This window comes from Brevibacillus fluminis (genome assembly GCF_003710825.1).
GTDB classification, from domain to species: domain Bacteria; phylum Bacillota; class Bacilli; order Brevibacillales; family Brevibacillaceae; genus Brevibacillus_D; species Brevibacillus_D fluminis.
The window spans coordinates 210,369-226,867 of the sequence record NZ_RHHQ01000008.1 but is presented as its reverse complement, the minus strand read 5'-3'; the positions used below and the strand labels follow the sequence as shown (position 1 = coordinate 226,867).

Annotated in this window: 16 protein-coding genes and 1 riboswitch; of the genes, 11 read left to right on the top strand and 5 right to left on the bottom strand. The window is 51.2% G+C overall.

Features of this window, described 5'->3' with window-relative positions; translation table 11 throughout:
* Positions 1–295 precede the first annotated feature (295 nt).
* Positions 296–1,144 carry an alpha/beta hydrolase gene (locus EDM56_RS10465; protein ID WP_342772380.1) on the top strand — a complete coding sequence of 283 codons (849 nt, stop codon included), beginning with the start codon at positions 296–298 and terminating at the stop codon, positions 1,142–1,144.
* Positions 1,145–1,232: 88 nt separating this feature from the next.
* Here the strand turns inward: EDM56_RS10465 and EDM56_RS10460 are convergent, their stop codons facing one another.
* Positions 1,233–1,778 carry a helix-turn-helix domain-containing protein gene (locus tag EDM56_RS10460; protein ID WP_122917858.1) on the bottom strand — a complete coding sequence of 182 codons (546 nt, stop codon included), beginning with the start codon at positions 1,776–1,778 and terminating at the stop codon, positions 1,233–1,235.
* 408 nt (positions 1,779–2,186) lie between these two features.
* Positions 2,187–2,334: riboswitch (FMN riboswitch) on the top strand.
* Positions 2,335–2,474: 140 nt separating this feature from the next.
* Between EDM56_RS10460 and ribD the strand changes: the two genes are divergently transcribed.
* The 5 genes from ribD (at position 2,475) to EDM56_RS10435 (ending at position 7,138) form a co-directional block, all read left to right on the top strand.
* A complete protein-coding gene (gene ribD / locus EDM56_RS10455; protein ID WP_122917857.1) occupies positions 2,475–3,575 on the top strand; it encodes a bifunctional diaminohydroxyphosphoribosylaminopyrimidine deaminase/5-amino-6-(5-phosphoribosylamino)uracil reductase RibD in 1,101 nt (366 codons plus the stop codon).
* 27 nt (positions 3,576–3,602) lie between these two features.
* Positions 3,603–4,259: a riboflavin synthase gene (locus EDM56_RS10450; protein ID WP_122917856.1), complete on the top strand. Its 657-nt coding sequence runs from the start codon at positions 3,603–3,605 to the stop codon at positions 4,257–4,259.
* A 47-nt stretch (positions 4,260–4,306) separates the two neighbouring features.
* Positions 4,307–5,509 carry a bifunctional 3,4-dihydroxy-2-butanone-4-phosphate synthase/GTP cyclohydrolase II gene (locus tag EDM56_RS10445; RefSeq protein ID WP_122917855.1) on the top strand — a complete coding sequence of 401 codons (1,203 nt, stop codon included), beginning with the start codon at positions 4,307–4,309 and terminating at the stop codon, positions 5,507–5,509.
* 6 nt (positions 5,510–5,515) lie between these two features.
* Positions 5,516–5,983, top strand: coding sequence for a 6,7-dimethyl-8-ribityllumazine synthase (ribH, locus tag EDM56_RS10440; RefSeq protein WP_122917854.1), 468 nt, complete (start codon positions 5,516–5,518; stop codon positions 5,981–5,983).
* A 387-nt stretch (positions 5,984–6,370) separates the two neighbouring features.
* Positions 6,371–7,138: a DODA-type extradiol aromatic ring-opening family dioxygenase gene (locus EDM56_RS10435; protein WP_122917853.1), complete on the top strand. Its 768-nt coding sequence runs from the start codon at positions 6,371–6,373 to the stop codon at positions 7,136–7,138.
* Positions 7,139–7,220: 82 nt separating this feature from the next.
* Here EDM56_RS10435 and EDM56_RS10430 read toward each other — a convergent pair whose 3' ends face one another.
* Positions 7,221–8,363, bottom strand: coding sequence for a glycosyltransferase family 4 protein (locus EDM56_RS10430; protein ID WP_122917852.1), 1,143 nt, complete (start codon positions 8,361–8,363; stop codon positions 7,221–7,223).
* A gap of 266 nt (positions 8,364–8,629) precedes the next feature.
* On the opposite strand from EDM56_RS10430, the gene EDM56_RS10425 reads away from it, so the two are divergent.
* The 4 genes from EDM56_RS10425 (at position 8,630) to EDM56_RS10410 (ending at position 12,307) form a co-directional block, all read left to right on the top strand.
* A complete protein-coding gene (locus EDM56_RS10425) occupies positions 8,630–9,307 on the top strand; it encodes a response regulator transcription factor (RefSeq protein WP_122917851.1) in 678 nt (225 codons plus the stop codon).
* 31 nt (positions 9,308–9,338) lie between these two features.
* Positions 9,339–10,598 (top strand): sensor histidine kinase, encoded by a 1,260-nt coding sequence (locus EDM56_RS10420; RefSeq protein ID WP_246009339.1) that lies wholly within the window; start codon positions 9,339–9,341, stop codon positions 10,596–10,598.
* A gap of 116 nt (positions 10,599–10,714) precedes the next feature.
* On the top strand, positions 10,715–11,656 hold the full coding sequence (locus EDM56_RS10415) for an alkaline phosphatase family protein (protein ID WP_246009338.1): 942 nt from the start codon (positions 10,715–10,717) through the stop codon (positions 11,654–11,656).
* 30 nt (positions 11,657–11,686) lie between these two features.
* On the top strand, positions 11,687–12,307 hold the full coding sequence (locus EDM56_RS10410; protein ID WP_246009337.1) for a DedA family protein: 621 nt from the start codon (positions 11,687–11,689) through the stop codon (positions 12,305–12,307).
* Between the two features lie 31 nt (positions 12,308–12,338).
* Here EDM56_RS10410 and EDM56_RS10405 read toward each other — a convergent pair whose 3' ends face one another.
* From EDM56_RS10405 to EDM56_RS10395, 3 genes are all read right to left on the bottom strand, one after another.
* Positions 12,339–13,472, bottom strand: a complete 1,134-nt coding sequence (locus EDM56_RS10405; protein WP_122917849.1) for a glycosyltransferase family 4 protein — start codon at positions 13,470–13,472, stop codon at positions 12,339–12,341.
* A 79-nt stretch (positions 13,473–13,551) separates the two neighbouring features.
* Positions 13,552–14,202, bottom strand: coding sequence for a phosphatase PAP2 family protein (locus tag EDM56_RS10400; RefSeq protein WP_122917848.1), 651 nt, complete (start codon positions 14,200–14,202; stop codon positions 13,552–13,554).
* Between the two features lie 166 nt (positions 14,203–14,368).
* On the bottom strand, positions 14,369–15,040 hold the full coding sequence (locus EDM56_RS10395) for a hypothetical protein (protein WP_148040377.1): 672 nt from the start codon (positions 15,038–15,040) through the stop codon (positions 14,369–14,371).
* 188 nt (positions 15,041–15,228) lie between these two features.
* On the opposite strand from EDM56_RS10395, the gene EDM56_RS10390 reads away from it, so the two are divergent.
* Complete coding sequence (locus EDM56_RS10390; protein WP_122917846.1) at positions 15,229–16,458, top strand: helix-turn-helix domain-containing protein; 1,230 nt, start codon at positions 15,229–15,231, stop codon at positions 16,456–16,458.
* Positions 16,459–16,499 lie beyond the last annotated feature (41 nt).

Here is a 16,499-nt window from a genome sequence, read left to right as displayed (position 1 = left end):
GGCGGAAGCAAAAAAATGAGAACGCTTTTGCGCCACATATCATCGTTGAGATACACCCGCCGCGCAGCGTGTGGCATTGGGGCGCAGTTCTCATTTTTTTGCTTCCGCCGTTCTCTCCGACCCCCAGCAGGCATTGTAACCCGCTTCCGTGGAGCCTTTTACCGAAAATCCTCGAGTCTCCACCAATATCCCCTCCCCCATTTTCTAAATTCATAGTTTACAGGTAGGAATAATATAGATTACAATATAAAAAAACAGACCGTTACGAAAATCCAAGATTTTGGAGGTAATGATCATGATGGAAAAAACGATCACCATTCCTGCTGGAGAAACGAAACTTGCAGCGATTTATCATACAAACGAAGAAAATTACAAAGGAAAGCGTCCGTTGATTATCATCTGCCATGGCTTTGTGGGCAGCAAAACAGGTGTGAACCGCCTGTTTGTCAAAGCAGCACGCGAATTTGCCAAAGACGGCTTCAACGTGCTCCGGTTCGACTATGCCGGTTGCGGCGAGAGTGAGGGCGACTATGGAACCGGCGGTTTTGATCATCTGCTTGTGCAGACGCAGCACGTGCTTGATTTCGCATTCGGACTGGAAGGAATCGATCCGAGCCGGGTCATCTTGGTCGGACACAGTCTGGGTGGGGCCGTCGCGCTGCTGTCGGCGATTCGCGACACGCGTATCCACAAACTGGTGATGTGGGCTGCAGTCGGACAACCGTTCCAAGACATCGTTCGCATCGTTGGCGAGACGGAGTACAGCAATTCCTTCTACCTGCCGTATATCGACCATGAAGGCTTTGCGTTGACCAACCGCTTCTTCCGATCACTTGCTGGCTACAAGCCGTTTGAAGAAGTGCAAAACTATACAGGCGACGTTCTGCTGGTTCACGGGACAAATGACGAAGCGATTCCAGCGAAATACAGCTTCCTGTACCACAGCGCGTTCAAACTGCGCAAGCGGGGCAGAAGCGACAAGGAGATCATTTTCGGGGCTGATCATACGTTCTCGTCAATCGACGGTGTCAACCAATTGATCCATCACACGCGCAGATGGCTGGCATCGGTGCTCAAGCAACAGCAGCGGACAGTGTTTGAACGCGAGCACGAATACCAGACGCCATTGTTCGGTTGCATGTAGGGAAAGCATCCGTACGAAAAGAAAAAAGGCATGGCACACCACGAACGAATGGGTGCCAATGCCTTTTTCTTTTTGCAAATGGACGTGTCTATAACATGCGCTTCCGATCCTCAGAATAGCTTGCGATCAACAGGACTGCGGGCGATTCCCCGATATTTTTAACGATGTGCGGGACGCAGGATTGCCAGGAAAACGTATCGCCTTCTTCCAGCACCGCTTCATCCTCGCCTTGCTGTGCCAACACTTTTCCTTTCAGAACAAAGTGGCATTCCTCCCCCGGGTGCATGCTCATATCGTTTTCACGGGGGTAGCCGACAGGAATTTCGATCAGGCTAAGCCGCAGCCCGCCTTCCGTGCTCAAATGTTCAACCGTAATTCTATCTTTTCCATAGGTGCTAAAGGTCCGCTCATTTTTGCGAACAATATTCATCCGCTCCTCTTTTGCCAGGAGCAAATACGGAAGCGGAACATTGAGAAAGTTAGCGATACTTTCCAACGTCGCGATCGAAGGAGACGTCTTGTTGTTTTCCACATGACTCATGAAGCCTTTGGACAACCCGGTCCCTTCACACAACTGTGCGATGGTAATGCCTTTGCGCTTGCGAATCGCGCGAATGGTCGAGCCGATATCCATACGTCTAGCCACCTGTATCTAAATATATTTTGTATTACATGAAATCATTTTACCCCAGAGGATTACTAGCGGTTGTAAATTTCTGGCAGCTCAGGGATTTTCGAAAAAAAGCGCAACGAAAGCTTTGGCAATGCCCACCAGGCGGAAGCGAAAAAACGGAAACGCTTTGCGCCACATCTACTTCGTTGAGATACACCCGCCGCGCAGCGTGTGGCTTTGGGGCGCAGTTTCCGTTTTTTCGCTTCCGCCGTTCCCCCCGACCCCCAGCAGGCATTGCCACCGCTTTTGTGGAGCTTTTTTTCGAAAATCCCCGAACCTCCACCAATGAGCGAGCCTGCCTTTATGGTAGCAAAAACATCAAAAGGTTTCTAGTCCACCCCAACTATGCTATACTCATCTCAATCCAATACTAACCTTCAGGGCAGGGTGAAATTCCTGACCGGCGGTGATGGCATGAGAATGCCCGAGCCCGCGACTCCCCGTACGCCTAAGAGCGGGGACTGACTTGGTGAAAATCCAAGGCCGACGGTTACAGTCCGGATGGAAGAAGGTTGCAGAGCGTTTACAAGCAGGGGCTTTTTTTTCAAAAAACCTGCGTGTAAACGCTTATTTCCCTATGCCCTGGTTTCTTCTACAAGAAGCTGGGGCATTCTTTTTTTGCAACTGACAGGTTAAGCAGGATGGAAGGGGAGTTACATGCAAGACGAAGTCTTTATGCGCTTAGCGCTGGATATGGCAAAAGGCGCAGCGGGACAAACCAGCCCCAATCCGATGGTGGGCAGCGTCGTGGTGAAAAACGGTGAGATCGTCGGGATGGGCGCCCATCTGAAGGCGGGCGAGCCGCATGCAGAGGTACATGCGCTGCGTATGTCAGGGGAAAAAGCCGATGGCGCCACGATCTATGTGACGCTGGAGCCGTGCAGCCATCATGGGCGAACACCGCCGTGTGCCGATGCCATCGTGGCGGCAGGCATTTCGCGTGCCGTCATCGCCTCACTCGATCCGAACCCGTTGGTGGCAGGGCGAGGCGTGGGCAAGCTAAAAGCGGCTGGCATCGAGGTGACAGTCGGGGTGCTGGAAGAGGAAGCCCGCAAGCTAAACGAGGTGTTCTTCCATTACATCAGCACGGGACGTCCGTTTGTGACCGTCAAGACGGCGATGACGCTGGATGGCAAAATCGCCGCCAAAACAGGCCACAGCCAATGGATCACGGGGGAGGCTGCTCGCAGAGAGGTGCATCAGCTGCGGCATCGGCACGATGCCATACTGGTGGGCATCAATACGGTGATCGCGGACGATCCGGAACTGACTGCACGCTTGTATCAGACGGAGCGCCAGCCGGTTCGTGTGATTTTGGACAGCACGCTTCGGATGCCGCTAAACGCGCGGGTCGTGACGGACGGAAAAGCGCCGACATGGGTGTTTACGACAAGGCGTGCTCCACTGGACAAGATAGAAGCGATCAGACGGTTGGGCGTGCAGGTACTCGTGCTGGACGCACAGGTGATCGAAATCGGCATGCTGCTCAATACGCTCGGGCAAGCAGGTATTACCTCGCTCTTGGTAGAGGGAGGCACCGGGGTGAACGGCGCTTTTTTTGACGCGCGGGCTATCCAGAAGCTAATCAGCTATCTGGCATGCAAGCTCATTGGCGGAGCAGCCGCACCTGTTCCGTTTGGCGGCGGCGGGATCGCATACATGCATGAAGCGGTTTGGCTCGATGACATTGAGGTCCGACAGGTGGATCGCCACGATTTGCGAATCAGCGGCTATCCACGGTGGGTCATGGAACAATAAACAAGAAGTGTGAGTGAGGTGTGTGGAATGTTTACCGGAATTATCGAGGAAGTGGGCAGCATCGAGCGGGTCGCCGGCGGCTCCCGGGCAAGCACCCTGACGATTCGGGCCCAGACCGTGCTTGCTGACGTTCACTTGGGCGACAGCATCGCGGTCAATGGCGTCTGCCTGACGGTAACCTCATTTCAAGATACACGCTTTACGGTGGACGTGATGCCGGAAACGCTCAAGCATACCAATTTGGGTGGGCTGGGGACAGGCGCACCGGTTAATCTGGAGCGCGCGCTTGCAGTGGGCAGCAGGCTCGGCGGGCATCTCGTTTCGGGTCATGTGGACGGCACCGGCCGGATTGTCAGCCGTTTGCAAAATGCCAACGCGGTGCTCTTTCGCGTCGCAGCATCCGATGATTTGCTGCGCTACATGATTCCGCGCGGTTCAATCACGATCGACGGCATCAGCTTGACGATTACAGAGGTGAACGACCAAGATTTTAGCGTATCGATTATTCCTCATACGTTGGAAATGACGTGTCTGAGGCAAAAACAGGCTGGCGATCAGGTCAATCTCGAATGCGATCTGATTGGCAAGTATGTCGAACGGCTGCTGGGCGTGCGTACCGAAAAGCCCGGGCAGGACAAAAGCACGGGGCTGACGGCTGAATTTTTGCGTGAACACGGTTTCTGACTCATCGGGAGAGGATCGGCAAAAAGGAGTGCAAAAGGAGGAGCAGCATGTTCCATTCGATAGAAGAAGCATTGCAAGATTTGCGCATGGGGAAAGCCATTATCGTCGTGGATGATGAAGACCGCGAGAATGAGGGCGATTTCGTTTGCTTGGCGGAAGCGGCGACGCCTGAAATGATCAACTTCATGGTGACACACGGCAGAGGATTAGTTTGCGTGCCGATTACGGAAGAACGCGCGCAAGCCTTGCAGCTGAAAACGATGGTGGACGTGAATACGGACAAACAAGGAACAGCATTCACCGTTTCCATCGACGAAATCACGACGCATACCGGCATTTCTGCCCAGGAGCGCTCGAAGACAGCGCTGGCGCTGATCGATGAGAAGAAAGGGGCGGACGCTTTCCGCAGACCGGGCCATATGTTTCCGCTCATCGCCAAAAAAGGCGGCGTTCTGCGCCGTTCTGGCCATACTGAAGCGGCTGTCGATCTGGCTGTGCTGGCGGGGAGCTATCCGGCTGGCGTGATTTGCGAAATTATGAATGAGGACGGAACGATGGCCCGCTTGCCACAGCTGATCGAGATCGCTAAGCGTTTTGACCTGAAGCTGATTTCGATCGAAGAGCTGATTCGCTACCGAACCAGGAAGGATTGCTTGGTTAAGCGAGAAGCGGAAGCGCAGCTGCCGACGGCATTTGGTGATTTCCGCATCGTAGCCTACTCCAATCTGGTGGATGACAAGGAACACGTCGCATTGATCAAAGGGGACATTCACCCCGATGAACCGGTATTGGTCCGCGTTCATTCCGAATGTCTGACTGGTGATGTGTTCGGCTCGCATCGCTGCGATTGCGGCCCGCAGCTGCATGCTGCGCTCGAACAGATTGAGGAAGAGGGAAAAGGTGTGCTGTTGTACATGCGCCAGGAGGGACGAGGCATCGGCCTGATCAACAAGCTGCGCGCATATAAGCTACAGGAGGAAGGCTTGGATACGGTGGAAGCGAATGAAAAGCTGGGCTATCCGGCTGATCTGCGCGATTACGGTATCGGTGCGCAAATCCTCAAAGATTTGCAAGCATGCAAAATCCGCTTGCTGACAAACAATCCGCGGAAAATACGCGGGATGAGCGGCTACGGCCTGGAAGTGGTGGAGCGTGTGCCCATCCAAATGCCGACACATCGCCACAACGAAAAATATTTGCAAACCAAACATGACAAACTGGGCCATATGCTCAGTCTGATAAAGGAGTAATGGACAATGAAAGTATTTGAGGGACATTTAGTCGGAACAGGCTTGCGCGTCGCGATTGTTGCAGGCCGCTTTAATGAGTTGATTGTGAGCAAGCTGGTAGGCGGGGCGCTCGACGCGCTGAAGCGTCACGGTGTAGCTGAGGACGATGTGTCGCTGGCATGGGTGCCGGGGGCATTCGAAATCCCGTTGATCGCCAGAAAAATGGCGGAATCCGGCAAATATGATGCGGTTGTGACCCTCGGGGCAGTCATTCGCGGGTCCACGCCTCACTTTGACTACGTCTGCAACGAATGCGCAAAAGGCGTGGCGTCGATTTCGCTGGCAACGGGCGTTCCGACGATTTTCGGGGTGCTGACCACCGACAACATCGAGCAAGCGATCGAGCGCGCAGGAACGAAAGCGGGCAACAAAGGCTGGGAAGCGGCAGCTGCAGCGATTGAAATGGCCAATTTGAACAGACAACTCTCTTTGTAAATGGGAAAGCCCTTCTCGGACGCAAACGTTCGAGAAGGGCTTTTTGCCTGGGCGAAAGGTGCCCATCATCGGCTTACTTATTGTTGTGGGACCCGTCGCAATTGCCTTGCGCATTTTGGGTCTTTCCACAAGCGCATTGTTTTGCCATGCTTGAACACCTCCTGTACTGGAGAATATATATAGAAACGAAAGTTCCTATCCATTATAAATATCATTACAATTCGTAAGAGTCAACAATTCGTTTACTTGACTGAATCGAGCAGCTCTGTTACGATAAATTTGTTAATAAAAATATTTGTTTTGTATGATAAAACTTTTTAGTGAAAGACATAATGAGCATACATGATTGCTACGCGACTCCTATCACTCTGAAAAGAAGGTGGAAACATGGTACCATCATTATTTTTAGCGCATGGTTCGCCCATGCTTGCCATTGAAGATACTGGATACAGCCAATTTCTTGAAAACCTTGGACAGCAAATCAAGCCGAAAGCGATCGTCATTTTTACCGCCCATTGGGAAACGGACGTTCTCACCATTTCGTTTTCGAATGATGCTTACGATACCATTTACGATTTCGGCGGTTTTCCTGATGAGTTGTACCAAATCAAGTATCCTGCAAAAGGCTCGGAACCAGTCGCCGAAATGGTAGAGGCCAAGTTTAAGCAAGCCGGAATCGCAGTCAGAAGAGACACGGCGCGCGGGTTGGATCATGGGTCCTGGACACTGCTGTACCGCATGTATCCAAACGCAGACATTCCCGTTGTCCAAATCTCAGTGAACCCATACCTTGCTGTCGGTGAGCAGATCAAAATTGGTGAAGCGCTCCAAGGCCTTGGGAAGGAAGACATTATGATCATTGGCAGTGGTGTTACCGTTCATAATTTGCGCATGTTGAAATTTGGCCAACAGCACCCGGATGCGTGGGCCACAGAATTTGACGATTGGTTGATTTCGCACATTCAAAACCATGATGTAGATTCGCTCGCTGATTACGAAAACCAGGCTCCACATGCACGAATGGCTGTGCCACGCGCAGAACATTTCGTTCCTCTCTTTATCGCGATGGGAAGCGGAAATCCGGACACAAAAGCGCAAATCATTCATCGCAGCTATGACTATGGGACGTTAAGCTATCTCAGCTTTGCATTTTAAATAGGCGCTCTACTTACTGGAATGCGATCAAAAGGCCCCGATACCTGGGGCCTTTTTGCTTCTGCTGCGGAATGGTCTGCTACTATTTTCGAACCGATAATCGTTGATAATGTCTGAGCAATGCCTGTACGGTATGGGCCCAGCTGTACTTTTCCACTGCTCGACGGCGGCCACCAATCGACAGCCGCCCTGCGAAAGACGACGATGCTTTCACTGCCATCATATGTTTTGCAAAAGCGACAGGGCTTGTGAAAGCTGATACCAATAAGCCGCTTTTGCCATGCTCGATGATCTGCGTAATTCCCCCACGGCGCGAAGCGATTACCGGTATGCCGGAGGCCATCGCCTCGGTATTGACCATGGCAAACCCTTCTCGATATTGTGAGGGACATACAAATACATCGCCCAAGTGGTAAAGCTCGGCGATACGCGTGGGCCGAATGTAGCCGGTGAATCTGATAGGCACTCCCAATGTTTGTGACAGCAGGCGCACGCGTCGGATATAAGGGCTTTGGGCAGCAACGCCTGGCCAAGAAGATCCGATGACAATCAATCGAACATTGGCATAGCGGCGTTTGAGAAGAGCGACGGCCTTGATCAGCGTATGCAGTCCCTTTCCATAAACAACTCGACCGACGAACAAAATGTTGTACGTCCCAGATACGCCCCATCTTGCCCGCAATTGTTGTTTGAACGCTGGGGAGCGAGGACGAAACTTGACCGTGTCCACCCCAAGCCGTGCCGTGCTGAATTTATGCGCGTGGGCAGGAAAGCGCGATTTCATGACCGCTGTAAGAAAGGAACTGACCGAAGTGATTCCGTTCGTTTGCCGCAAAATCGAAGAGGCACGTTCTTTTGATAGCATCGACATAAAGGTAAGCGAGTGAAGCTGCAACATGATCGGCGTGTGCGGGAATGCTTTCCGGACATGCGGAACGAACGTAGGGCGATTTTCGATTTGGATCAGATTGAAGCGGGATCCTTTTACTCGACGCAATGCTGCTTGAATGAAGGCATAACGCCCCGAAACGGGCAGACGAATAATCGTCAGCCTGCCTCCCTGTAATCGGCTGACGGATGGCAAGCTTGGATGGGACCGGCTGATCAGGACGACTTGATGATGCAGACTCAATCGTCGAACGATTTCGTAGATGACGGTTTCTACTGAGCCTCCCTTTATGGGAGGGACAGGCAGTTGTTCTGGAGCGATAACTAAGATACGCATAACTGACTCCCCCTGTTGCAATCTCAATCATGCAGTTTATGAAGAGGAAGAAGGGAAGTCCACGGACACGAATCTATTTCATTCACTTTTAATTTTTGTCATGTACAGTTAAGGTGACCACTCAATCGTAAGCTTGTAAATCCTCTTGAATTCTCACATCTTTGCGATAGGCTAAAAAAGGTGGAGATTGTTCAAGATACGTACAAGGGACCTTTTACCTCAAGGTCCCTCCTTGCATGAAAATAGGAGAGGAAGGAGGGACGGGTATGCGAGTCTTACTTGCAGAAGATCAGCTCGTCCTTGGCAAAATCATTGCCCATATGCTGAAGCAAAGGGGCGGCCATGACGTCACTTGGGTAACGGATGGTCAAGAGGCCTACAACCTGATCATCGACTCCTATTACGATGTGCTTGTCCTGGATTGGATGATGCCGCAAAAAGACGGTGTCACCTTATGCAAAGAATTGCGCGAACAAGGGTATTCAGGTGCGATTCTGCTGCTTACGGCCAAGGATACGCTGGAGGAACGGATCGAAGGACTCGATGCTGGGGCTGACGATTATTTGGTCAAGCCGTTCGAGCACGACGAGCTGCTCGCCCGTTTGCGTGCGCTGTCACGTCGGAATTTTGCCCCGATCCAGGAGGACATCATCGAGGTGGATGGAATCAGGCTGAATCGTTCCAAGCAATCCATCACGCGCGATGGCGAGGAGATCCAATTGACAGGAAGGGAATTTGCCTTGCTCGATCTGTTGGTGCGGAACCGAGGAACCGTGCTGACCCGCGACTTGATCCTCGAGCGAATTTGGGGCGGCGACATAGAGCTTGCCAGCAATTCAGTGGATGTCTACATTACGATGCTGCGCAAAAAAATCGATGCGCCGAACCAAAAAACGCTGATCCGCAGTATCAGGGGAGTGGGGTACGTCATTGAAAAATCATAATATAGAGCTTTTTCGGGACACGAGGAAACGGTTGACGATCACCAATAGCGCGATGCTGATGGTCTTCCTTTTGCTCTTTATCATCGGTACGTTCGGTTTGCTCTTATCTATTTTTTATAACGAACAAAAACTGGACCTAAAAGCGCTTACCCAGCAAGAGGTAGAGGAGACCAAGACGAGTGCTCCAGGTGTAACGAAGCCCGATAATGCGTTTGCTGCCAATCAAGGGATGTATTTCAATTACTTCGTGAAAGAAAATGGAGAACTGGTGGTGGGTGACGAATTTGCCCCCGAAATGCGACAAGTGATCATGGAATACGTGAAGGGGTGGAAGCCGAATACGGTTGAAATCAAATACAAAGCAATCGGAAGCCAGAACCAAGAAGAGTCGCACCTTTTGATTGCTGCGCAAACTGTTTCTCAAAATGGCCGCATGTTGGGCACGGTTTACTTTGGTAAAGACGTTTCGTATTTGTGGAGCATGTTTGAGTGGCTGTTGGTCGTGTTGCTCGGGATGACCGTGCTCTTCATGGGGGTTGCCATTGTGACGGGCCAGTTTTTGACGAGGCGCGCCATGAAGCCGATTTTGCGGTCCTACGAATTGCAGCGAGATTTTTTGGCGGATGCTTCCCATGAGCTGAGAACGCCGATCAGCATTTTGAAATCTGGGCTTGATGTGATAGGGATGGAAGATGGCGACAAGCTTTCGGCATTCTCGCATGAGCTCTTGCGAGACTTGCAAAAAGAAGCGAAGAGTGCGGCGAAAATGGTGGGTGATCTGTTGCTGCTCGCGCGTACCGATTCCGGTGTGCAGGAAATATCGATGGACACCTTTGATTTTTCCGTAATGGCGGAGCAAGTGATCCGTTCAATTCAAGGGTTTGCCCAATCACGGCAAATCCGACTGCTTCTACATGGGCAGGACGCGATCATGCTGCATGCCGATCAGGAAAAGATCAAGCAGCTCTTGTATATATTGCTGGACAATGCGGTGAAATACACGCCGGAACAAGGGGAAATTACGCTAACCACCAAGACAACGATAGTCGACCACAAGCCCAAGCTATGCATCATGGTTGCAGATACGGGGATCGGGATTGAGCCCGACCAGCTTGCACACATTTTTCACCGGTTTTATCGTGCCGATAAAAATCGGTCCCGACAATCAGGGGGGACAGGGTTGGGCCTTGCCATAGCCAAATGGATTATCGACGCTCACCGCGGGACCATTCACGTCGAAAGCGTGCCTGGCGTTGGGAGCTCTTTCACAGTTCTTCTGCCGCTAAAGTAATATAGCCGAGAGTGATGATCGGCATTGGCGTCTCTTTTGCGGTCTTTTCATGTGGTTTTCATAATCGGATGGTATCTTTGAAGGAAAAACGCCATCTGCTACGAAAGGGTTTTTGCATGAAACGAATACGTATGCTTTCTTTCAGCTTGCTTTGCCTGTCCGTGCTTTTCGGTGTGATGCTGTACAAGCCTTCACCTGCAGATATGCAGAATGTGACAACCAATAATATTGCGGCAAAGCCGGTTGCTGCCACTCAATCGGTAACCTCTACGCCGTCTGCCATAGCGGGATCAACACCTAAGCCGAAACCGGCGAATGTCGAACACGTGGTCATCCTCGTGGAGGAAAATCATTCGTTTGGCCAAATCATTGGTAAAAACGCAGCACCGTACTTGAACAGCTTGGTCAAGGAGGGGGCGCTGTTCAGCAACTCCTTTGGCATCCGTCATCCGAGTCAGCCGAATTACTTGGCGCTTTTCTCAGGTTCCGCGCAAAACGTGAAGGATGATTCCTGTCCTCACTCCTTTTCAACACCGAACCTGGCGACAGAATTGATGGGTGCGCATCTGTCGTTCGGGGGATATTCAGAAGATATGCCGAAGGTAGGGTTTACGGGTTGCTCTTCGAAAGGGTATGGACGAAAGCATAACCCATGGGTCAACTTCACGAATGTACCGGCCGGGGTAAATATGCCGCTTACTAGCTTGCCAAGCGACTTTGCAAAGCTTCCGACCGTTTCATTCATCATCCCCAACCATATGGACGACATGCATGATGGGACCGTGGCGCAAGCGGATCAGTGGTTGAAGCAGCATATCGACCCTTATGTCACATGGGCCAAAAAACACAACAGCTTGCTGATCGTCACCTGGGATGAAGACGACTTTTCTCCGAAAAACCATATCCCGACATTGTTTGTCGGCCCCATGGTCAAACCCGGGACCTATTCTGAGACAATCAACCACTATAACGTCTTGCGCACGATCGAAGATATGTACCATTTGGGTCATCTGGGGGAAAGTGCGAAGGCAAACCCGATTAAGGACGTTTGGAAATAACGATCGGGCAGGAGGAGGGTGTCTACAGCTTTGTTACATGCTATCAGCGTTTGGCTCGACATGGTCGTGACCAGCATGATCAATTCCTTTGGTTATCTGGGCGTATTTATCGGCATGGTGCTCGAAAGCGCCTGCATTCCGCTGCCGAGCGAGGTGATTATGCTATTTGGCGGTTATCTCGTTTCCATCGGCAAGGCAAGCTTTTGGGCGATATTTGCAGCGGGCACCATAGGAAATATCGTGGGTTCCATCATCATCTACTGGTTCGGGCGAAAAGGCGGCAGAACTCTTCTGGAGCGCTACGGGAAGTATGTGTTCATCCGGCAGAACCATATCGCCAAAGCGGACGCCTGGTTTGCCAAGTATGGCGGGGGGACTGTCTTTTTTTGCCGCTGCTTGCCGGTGGTGCGGACATTCATCTCGCTTCCGGCGGGCGTGAGCGGAATGCGATTTGATCGATTTGTCATTTTGACAAGCCTTGGATCCATCCCGTGGAATTTGCTGCTGACCTACGGCGGCTACCGTTTAGGGGAAAATTGGAGCCAGATCGAGCCGTGGATGAAACCGATCAGCTACGCCATTCTCGGCGGGCTTGTGCTGGCGGTGTTGATCTTTCTTTTTCGAAACGTAAAGAAGACGCCTTCGCGATAAAAACGTGCCGGCGTCTATTTGTTTGGAATCATCAGCGTATTTTCCGATAGTGCTTGAGAAGTCTCTTCACGGTCTTTGACCAGCTGAACGATTGAACGACCCGACGGCGCCCCCCAGCGGCCAGCTTTTTTGCTAACGTTGGGGACCCTTTCAATTGGATGAGTCGACTGGCGAAAGCTTTCGGACTCGTATACGCAGATACCAAAAAGCCGCTCTTGCCATGCGTTATGATCTTTGTGATGCCGCCACGTCGGGATGCAACCACCGGAATTCCCGACGCCATGGCTTCCGTGTTGACCATAGCAAAGCCCTCGCGATAAATGGATGGACAAACAAGTACATCACCCAAATGATACAACTTGGCTACTCGAGCTGGGGGAATGTACCCGGTGAATCGGATGGGAACGCCTAATGAATTTGACAATTGACGAACCCGCTTCATATACGGGCTTTGGGCACGTACGCCTGGCCACGACGAGCCAATGGCGATCAGACGGACTTTGGGGGAATGTTTTTTCAACAGGGCAACCGCTTTGACTAACGTGTGCAGTCCTTTGCCGTGAACCATTCGCCCGACGAACAAAACGTTGTATGTGCCAGAAACGCCCCATTGATTGCGCAGCTGCTGTTTAAACTGTGGGGAACGTGGGCGAAATCTGTCCGTGTTTACACCCAATTGGGCTGTTCGAAACTTTTTGGCATGCTTTCGGAAGCGGCGCTTCATTGCATGTTTCAAAAATTTGCTGACCGACGTGACGCCGTTCGTTTGCTTCAAAATGGCTTGGGCGCGCTTTTGGGAAAGGTGGGACATGAACGTGAGCGAGTGAAGCGACAGCATGATGGGAGTGCCTTTGAATACACGACGCACATGGGGGACGAACGTGGGACGGTTTTCTACTTGAATGACATTGAATTTTTGACCTTTTACGTTTTGCAGCGCCTTCTTGATGTAACTGTAGCGATTCGGAGCGGATACACGAACGATTTTTAGCCGTCCGCCATTTTGCTTGCTCACGGAAGGCAATCTCGGATGAGAACGGCTGACAAGGACAACCGAGTGCTTCCGGCTCACCCGCCGAAAAATTTCGTAAATGACGGTTTCCACTGATCCTCCCTTAATGGGCGGGATGGGTAATTGCTCTGGTGCGATAACCAGGATGCGCAAAACAGATTCCCCCTGTCAGTATGCTGGGCCATACAGTATATGTGAGGGATCAGTGGAGTTCTCTAGACAATTGAATCATTTACCGTTCCGAACGCAGATAATGCCTTTCTTGGTAGCGTTGATAGAACCAGATTCCAACCGCAAGCACAAATCCGCTAAAAAAATAGCTCCCGACCACATCGCTCGGATAATGGACGCCAAGATAAATGCGACTGATGCCGATGCCTGCAATCATGATGGTGCTCACCAAAATGATGGCCAAACGAACAGAAGGCAGATCGCTTTGGTGCCACAAAAGAAAAGCGAGAATGCCATAAAAAGAAAAGGCCGTCATCGAATGCCCGCTGGGGAAGCTGTAGCCTGTCTCATGCACAAGTTGGTGTAAATCGGGACGCGCGCGCTTAAAAGCATTCTTCAGCAGCCAATTTGAGAGAATGGTCAAGAACATGACCGAAACAAATAGGTAAACTTCCGCGCGTTTTGGATAATGTCTATACAAGAGAAGTAACACGATAGCGGATAGAATCACCATCGGAATGGGTGAACCGATAAACGACAGGAATTTCATCACAGTGGTGATAGCCGGGAATTCAAATCCTTGTACGAATGCGGAGATCGCGCTGTCAAAATGAGAAAGAGCGTGCCGAGAGACAAGGCTCGCGAGAAAAATGAAGCCGATCACCGACACGATTGAGAGTAGAATCGACTTTGATAACGTTTTGGCACTCATGGTGGCATCCTCCCATACGATCAACTTTTATCAAGTCTATCCAAACGAGAGTCTTGTTAGTAGGGGAGGAAACGCAGCTTTCTCGATGAAAAAAGACCGAAACCGCAACAACGGATCGTTTGTTGCAGGTTTCGGTCTTTTTCGGTGAGGCATCGAAGTTCGCCGCTTATTTGACCAGCTCTTCTTTTTTTAGGAAAGCATGGTCTACCAATACGTAATTCGTGACAGCCGATAGCTTGGCGTCTTTGTACTGATTCACGGTTAATTGCTGGGCTGCTTCGTTATATGTGAAGCTGTACGCTGTCCCTTCCGCAATGTCGAGGACGGGTTGGGAAAACAGCAAGCTGATCGTGTCATTTGCCCTGTCTAGCTGGTAGCAATTGATAGAAGCCTTCGAGCGTCCGTTTACAGCGACGGATTCCGCCATGAAAAAGAGATTGTCATGGACGATTCGGCTCACCGGGGTTAAGCTTCCATTCGTTTTTTTGGGAATCGGGATCGTTTTATGAGTGAGCACCTGCATCACGACATCTTGCCCAATCGGCAAATAATAGAGCGCATTCAGCGCATAGCTGGCATGATCTTCCATGACAGTCGGATCGGCTTTGGCAGCTTGAACGCTGTTATCGAATCCTTCCGCGTGTTCGTTCGGCGCCTGAGTCGGGGAATCGTTGCGGGCAGGAGGCTGCCCGATGCCCAGCATCGCTGACAGATCGCCTTTGAATGCTTGGGTCGCTTTGGCAAAAACCGTTTCACCTGACATCATTCCGCTTATGAACAATAATGCTGCCGCTGCAGCTCCGATCAGAGCTTTTCTCGTTAGCCTTACCACTTTCACAACTTCCTTTCCTCTGGACACAAAACGTTGACTACCGAATTAGACGGATCATCGTGCCAAAATGTTACTGCTTTTTTTAATAATGCTTTCTTCTTCCTCCCATTCCCGATTTGGAATGGACGGGCCATTCACGCTACAATAGAGGCAGGATAAGCGATGACTTGATGCAAAAAGAGGAGATTGAGCCTATGAACCAGCATCCTCAGCATGCGGCTTTTTCGCACTTGCTGCTTACGGGAACCTATGTGCATGAATACACCTACGATCAGCTGCAAAAGGCGTACGGCGTCACGATCAATCCGTCGCTCGTCATGCTCGTTTCCGTAGATCGCTATCCCGATTTAATCATGGGGAAAGATATCGAGTGGAAAGTAGAGCTGGGACAGACGCTGATGAAGGCGATCTGCAAGACGGTGAGCGTTCCGTTCACGTGGCTCTGGATCGAAGAGGGAGTGGTGGCGCTTCTGCTGGAGCTGCTGGCGCAGACGGAACAACTGCCCCCGGGCCTGAATGCGCTGCAAATCGCGAAGGACATGCAAAAGGCGACCGATGCGGAGCGGATTTCCGTCTCGATCGGCATCGGCACGCACTATGACGATCCGGCGATGCTGCAGCATTCGTATCGCGAAGCGATGCAATCGATGGTCGATCGCTTCTTTCAGGGCAACCGGCTGATTTTTTCATATATGAAAAAGAAACAGGCGGACGCGGCCGCACGCGAAACGATGTCCGCCTATAAAGAAATGATCGAGAATGAGCGAATTGATCTCCTGGCACGGGTCCATATCGGCGACGTCGAAGGTGCGATCGCTGTGTTGCCGACGTTGCTGGAGAAGGTGGCACAAGCGAATCAATACCATGTGAGCCGGTTTCAATCCGAGGTGGTCGATCTGGTGATGATGGTATCGCGGCTTGTGCTGGAGGCCGGATTCAACGCGGAAACGATTTTGACGGAGAACGCGCACTTCATTCAGGAGCTGTACCGGACGATTCGCTACGACAAGTTTGTTCAGAAAGTGTGCACGTACGTACGCCAATTGACGGAACAGGTTGCGCTGACGCAGATGCTGGAAGTGTCCCCGCTAATTCGGCAGGCGATCCGGTTCATCAAAGAACAGTTGAACGAACGCATCATGCTGGAAGAAGTAGCACAATATTGTTGCTTAAGCAAATATCATCTCAGTCATCTGTTCAAGCGGGAAGTGGGACTGAGCGTCGTGGATTTCATCAACAAGCTGCGGCTGGAAAAAGCCAAGTATTATTTGGAAACGACCGACTGGACGATGCAGCAGATCGCCAGCCAGGTCGGGTTTCAAGATGCCAATTACTTCAGCAGGATGTTCAAAAAGGTACATCAATTGAGCCCGTCCGAGTATCGTTCGCGCAAGATTGTGCTAGATTCAAACAAGTTCAGCTAGATGAAAAAGGCTGAACTTTCGCTAAGATAAGGATAACAACC

Bases quoted from the DNA above. Each gene is read 5' to 3' on its own strand.
- EDM56_RS10465 (WP_342772380.1), top strand. From the start codon at position 296: ATGATGGAAAAAACGATCACCATTCCTGCTGGAGAAACGAAACTTGCA.
- EDM56_RS10460 (WP_122917858.1), bottom strand. From the start codon at position 1,778: ATGGATATCGGCTCGACCATTCGCGCGATTCGCAAGCGCAAAGGCATT.
- ribD (WP_122917857.1), top strand. From the start codon at position 2,475: ATGCAAGACGAAGTCTTTATGCGCTTAGCGCTGGATATGGCAAAAGGC.
- EDM56_RS10450 (WP_122917856.1), top strand. From the start codon at position 3,603: ATGTTTACCGGAATTATCGAGGAAGTGGGCAGCATCGAGCGGGTCGCC.
- EDM56_RS10445 (WP_122917855.1), top strand. From the start codon at position 4,307: ATGTTCCATTCGATAGAAGAAGCATTGCAAGATTTGCGCATGGGGAAA.
- ribH (WP_122917854.1), top strand. From the start codon at position 5,516: ATGAAAGTATTTGAGGGACATTTAGTCGGAACAGGCTTGCGCGTCGCG.
- EDM56_RS10435 (WP_122917853.1), top strand. From the start codon at position 6,371: ATGGTACCATCATTATTTTTAGCGCATGGTTCGCCCATGCTTGCCATT.
- EDM56_RS10430 (WP_122917852.1), bottom strand. From the start codon at position 8,363: ATGCGTATCTTAGTTATCGCTCCAGAACAACTGCCTGTCCCTCCCATA.
- EDM56_RS10425 (WP_122917851.1), top strand. From the start codon at position 8,630: ATGCGAGTCTTACTTGCAGAAGATCAGCTCGTCCTTGGCAAAATCATT.
- EDM56_RS10415 (WP_246009338.1), top strand. From the start codon at position 10,715: ATGAAACGAATACGTATGCTTTCTTTCAGCTTGCTTTGCCTGTCCGTG.
- EDM56_RS10400 (WP_122917848.1), bottom strand. From the start codon at position 14,202: ATGAGTGCCAAAACGTTATCAAAGTCGATTCTACTCTCAATCGTGTCG.
- EDM56_RS10390 (WP_122917846.1), top strand. From the start codon at position 15,229: ATGAACCAGCATCCTCAGCATGCGGCTTTTTCGCACTTGCTGCTTACG.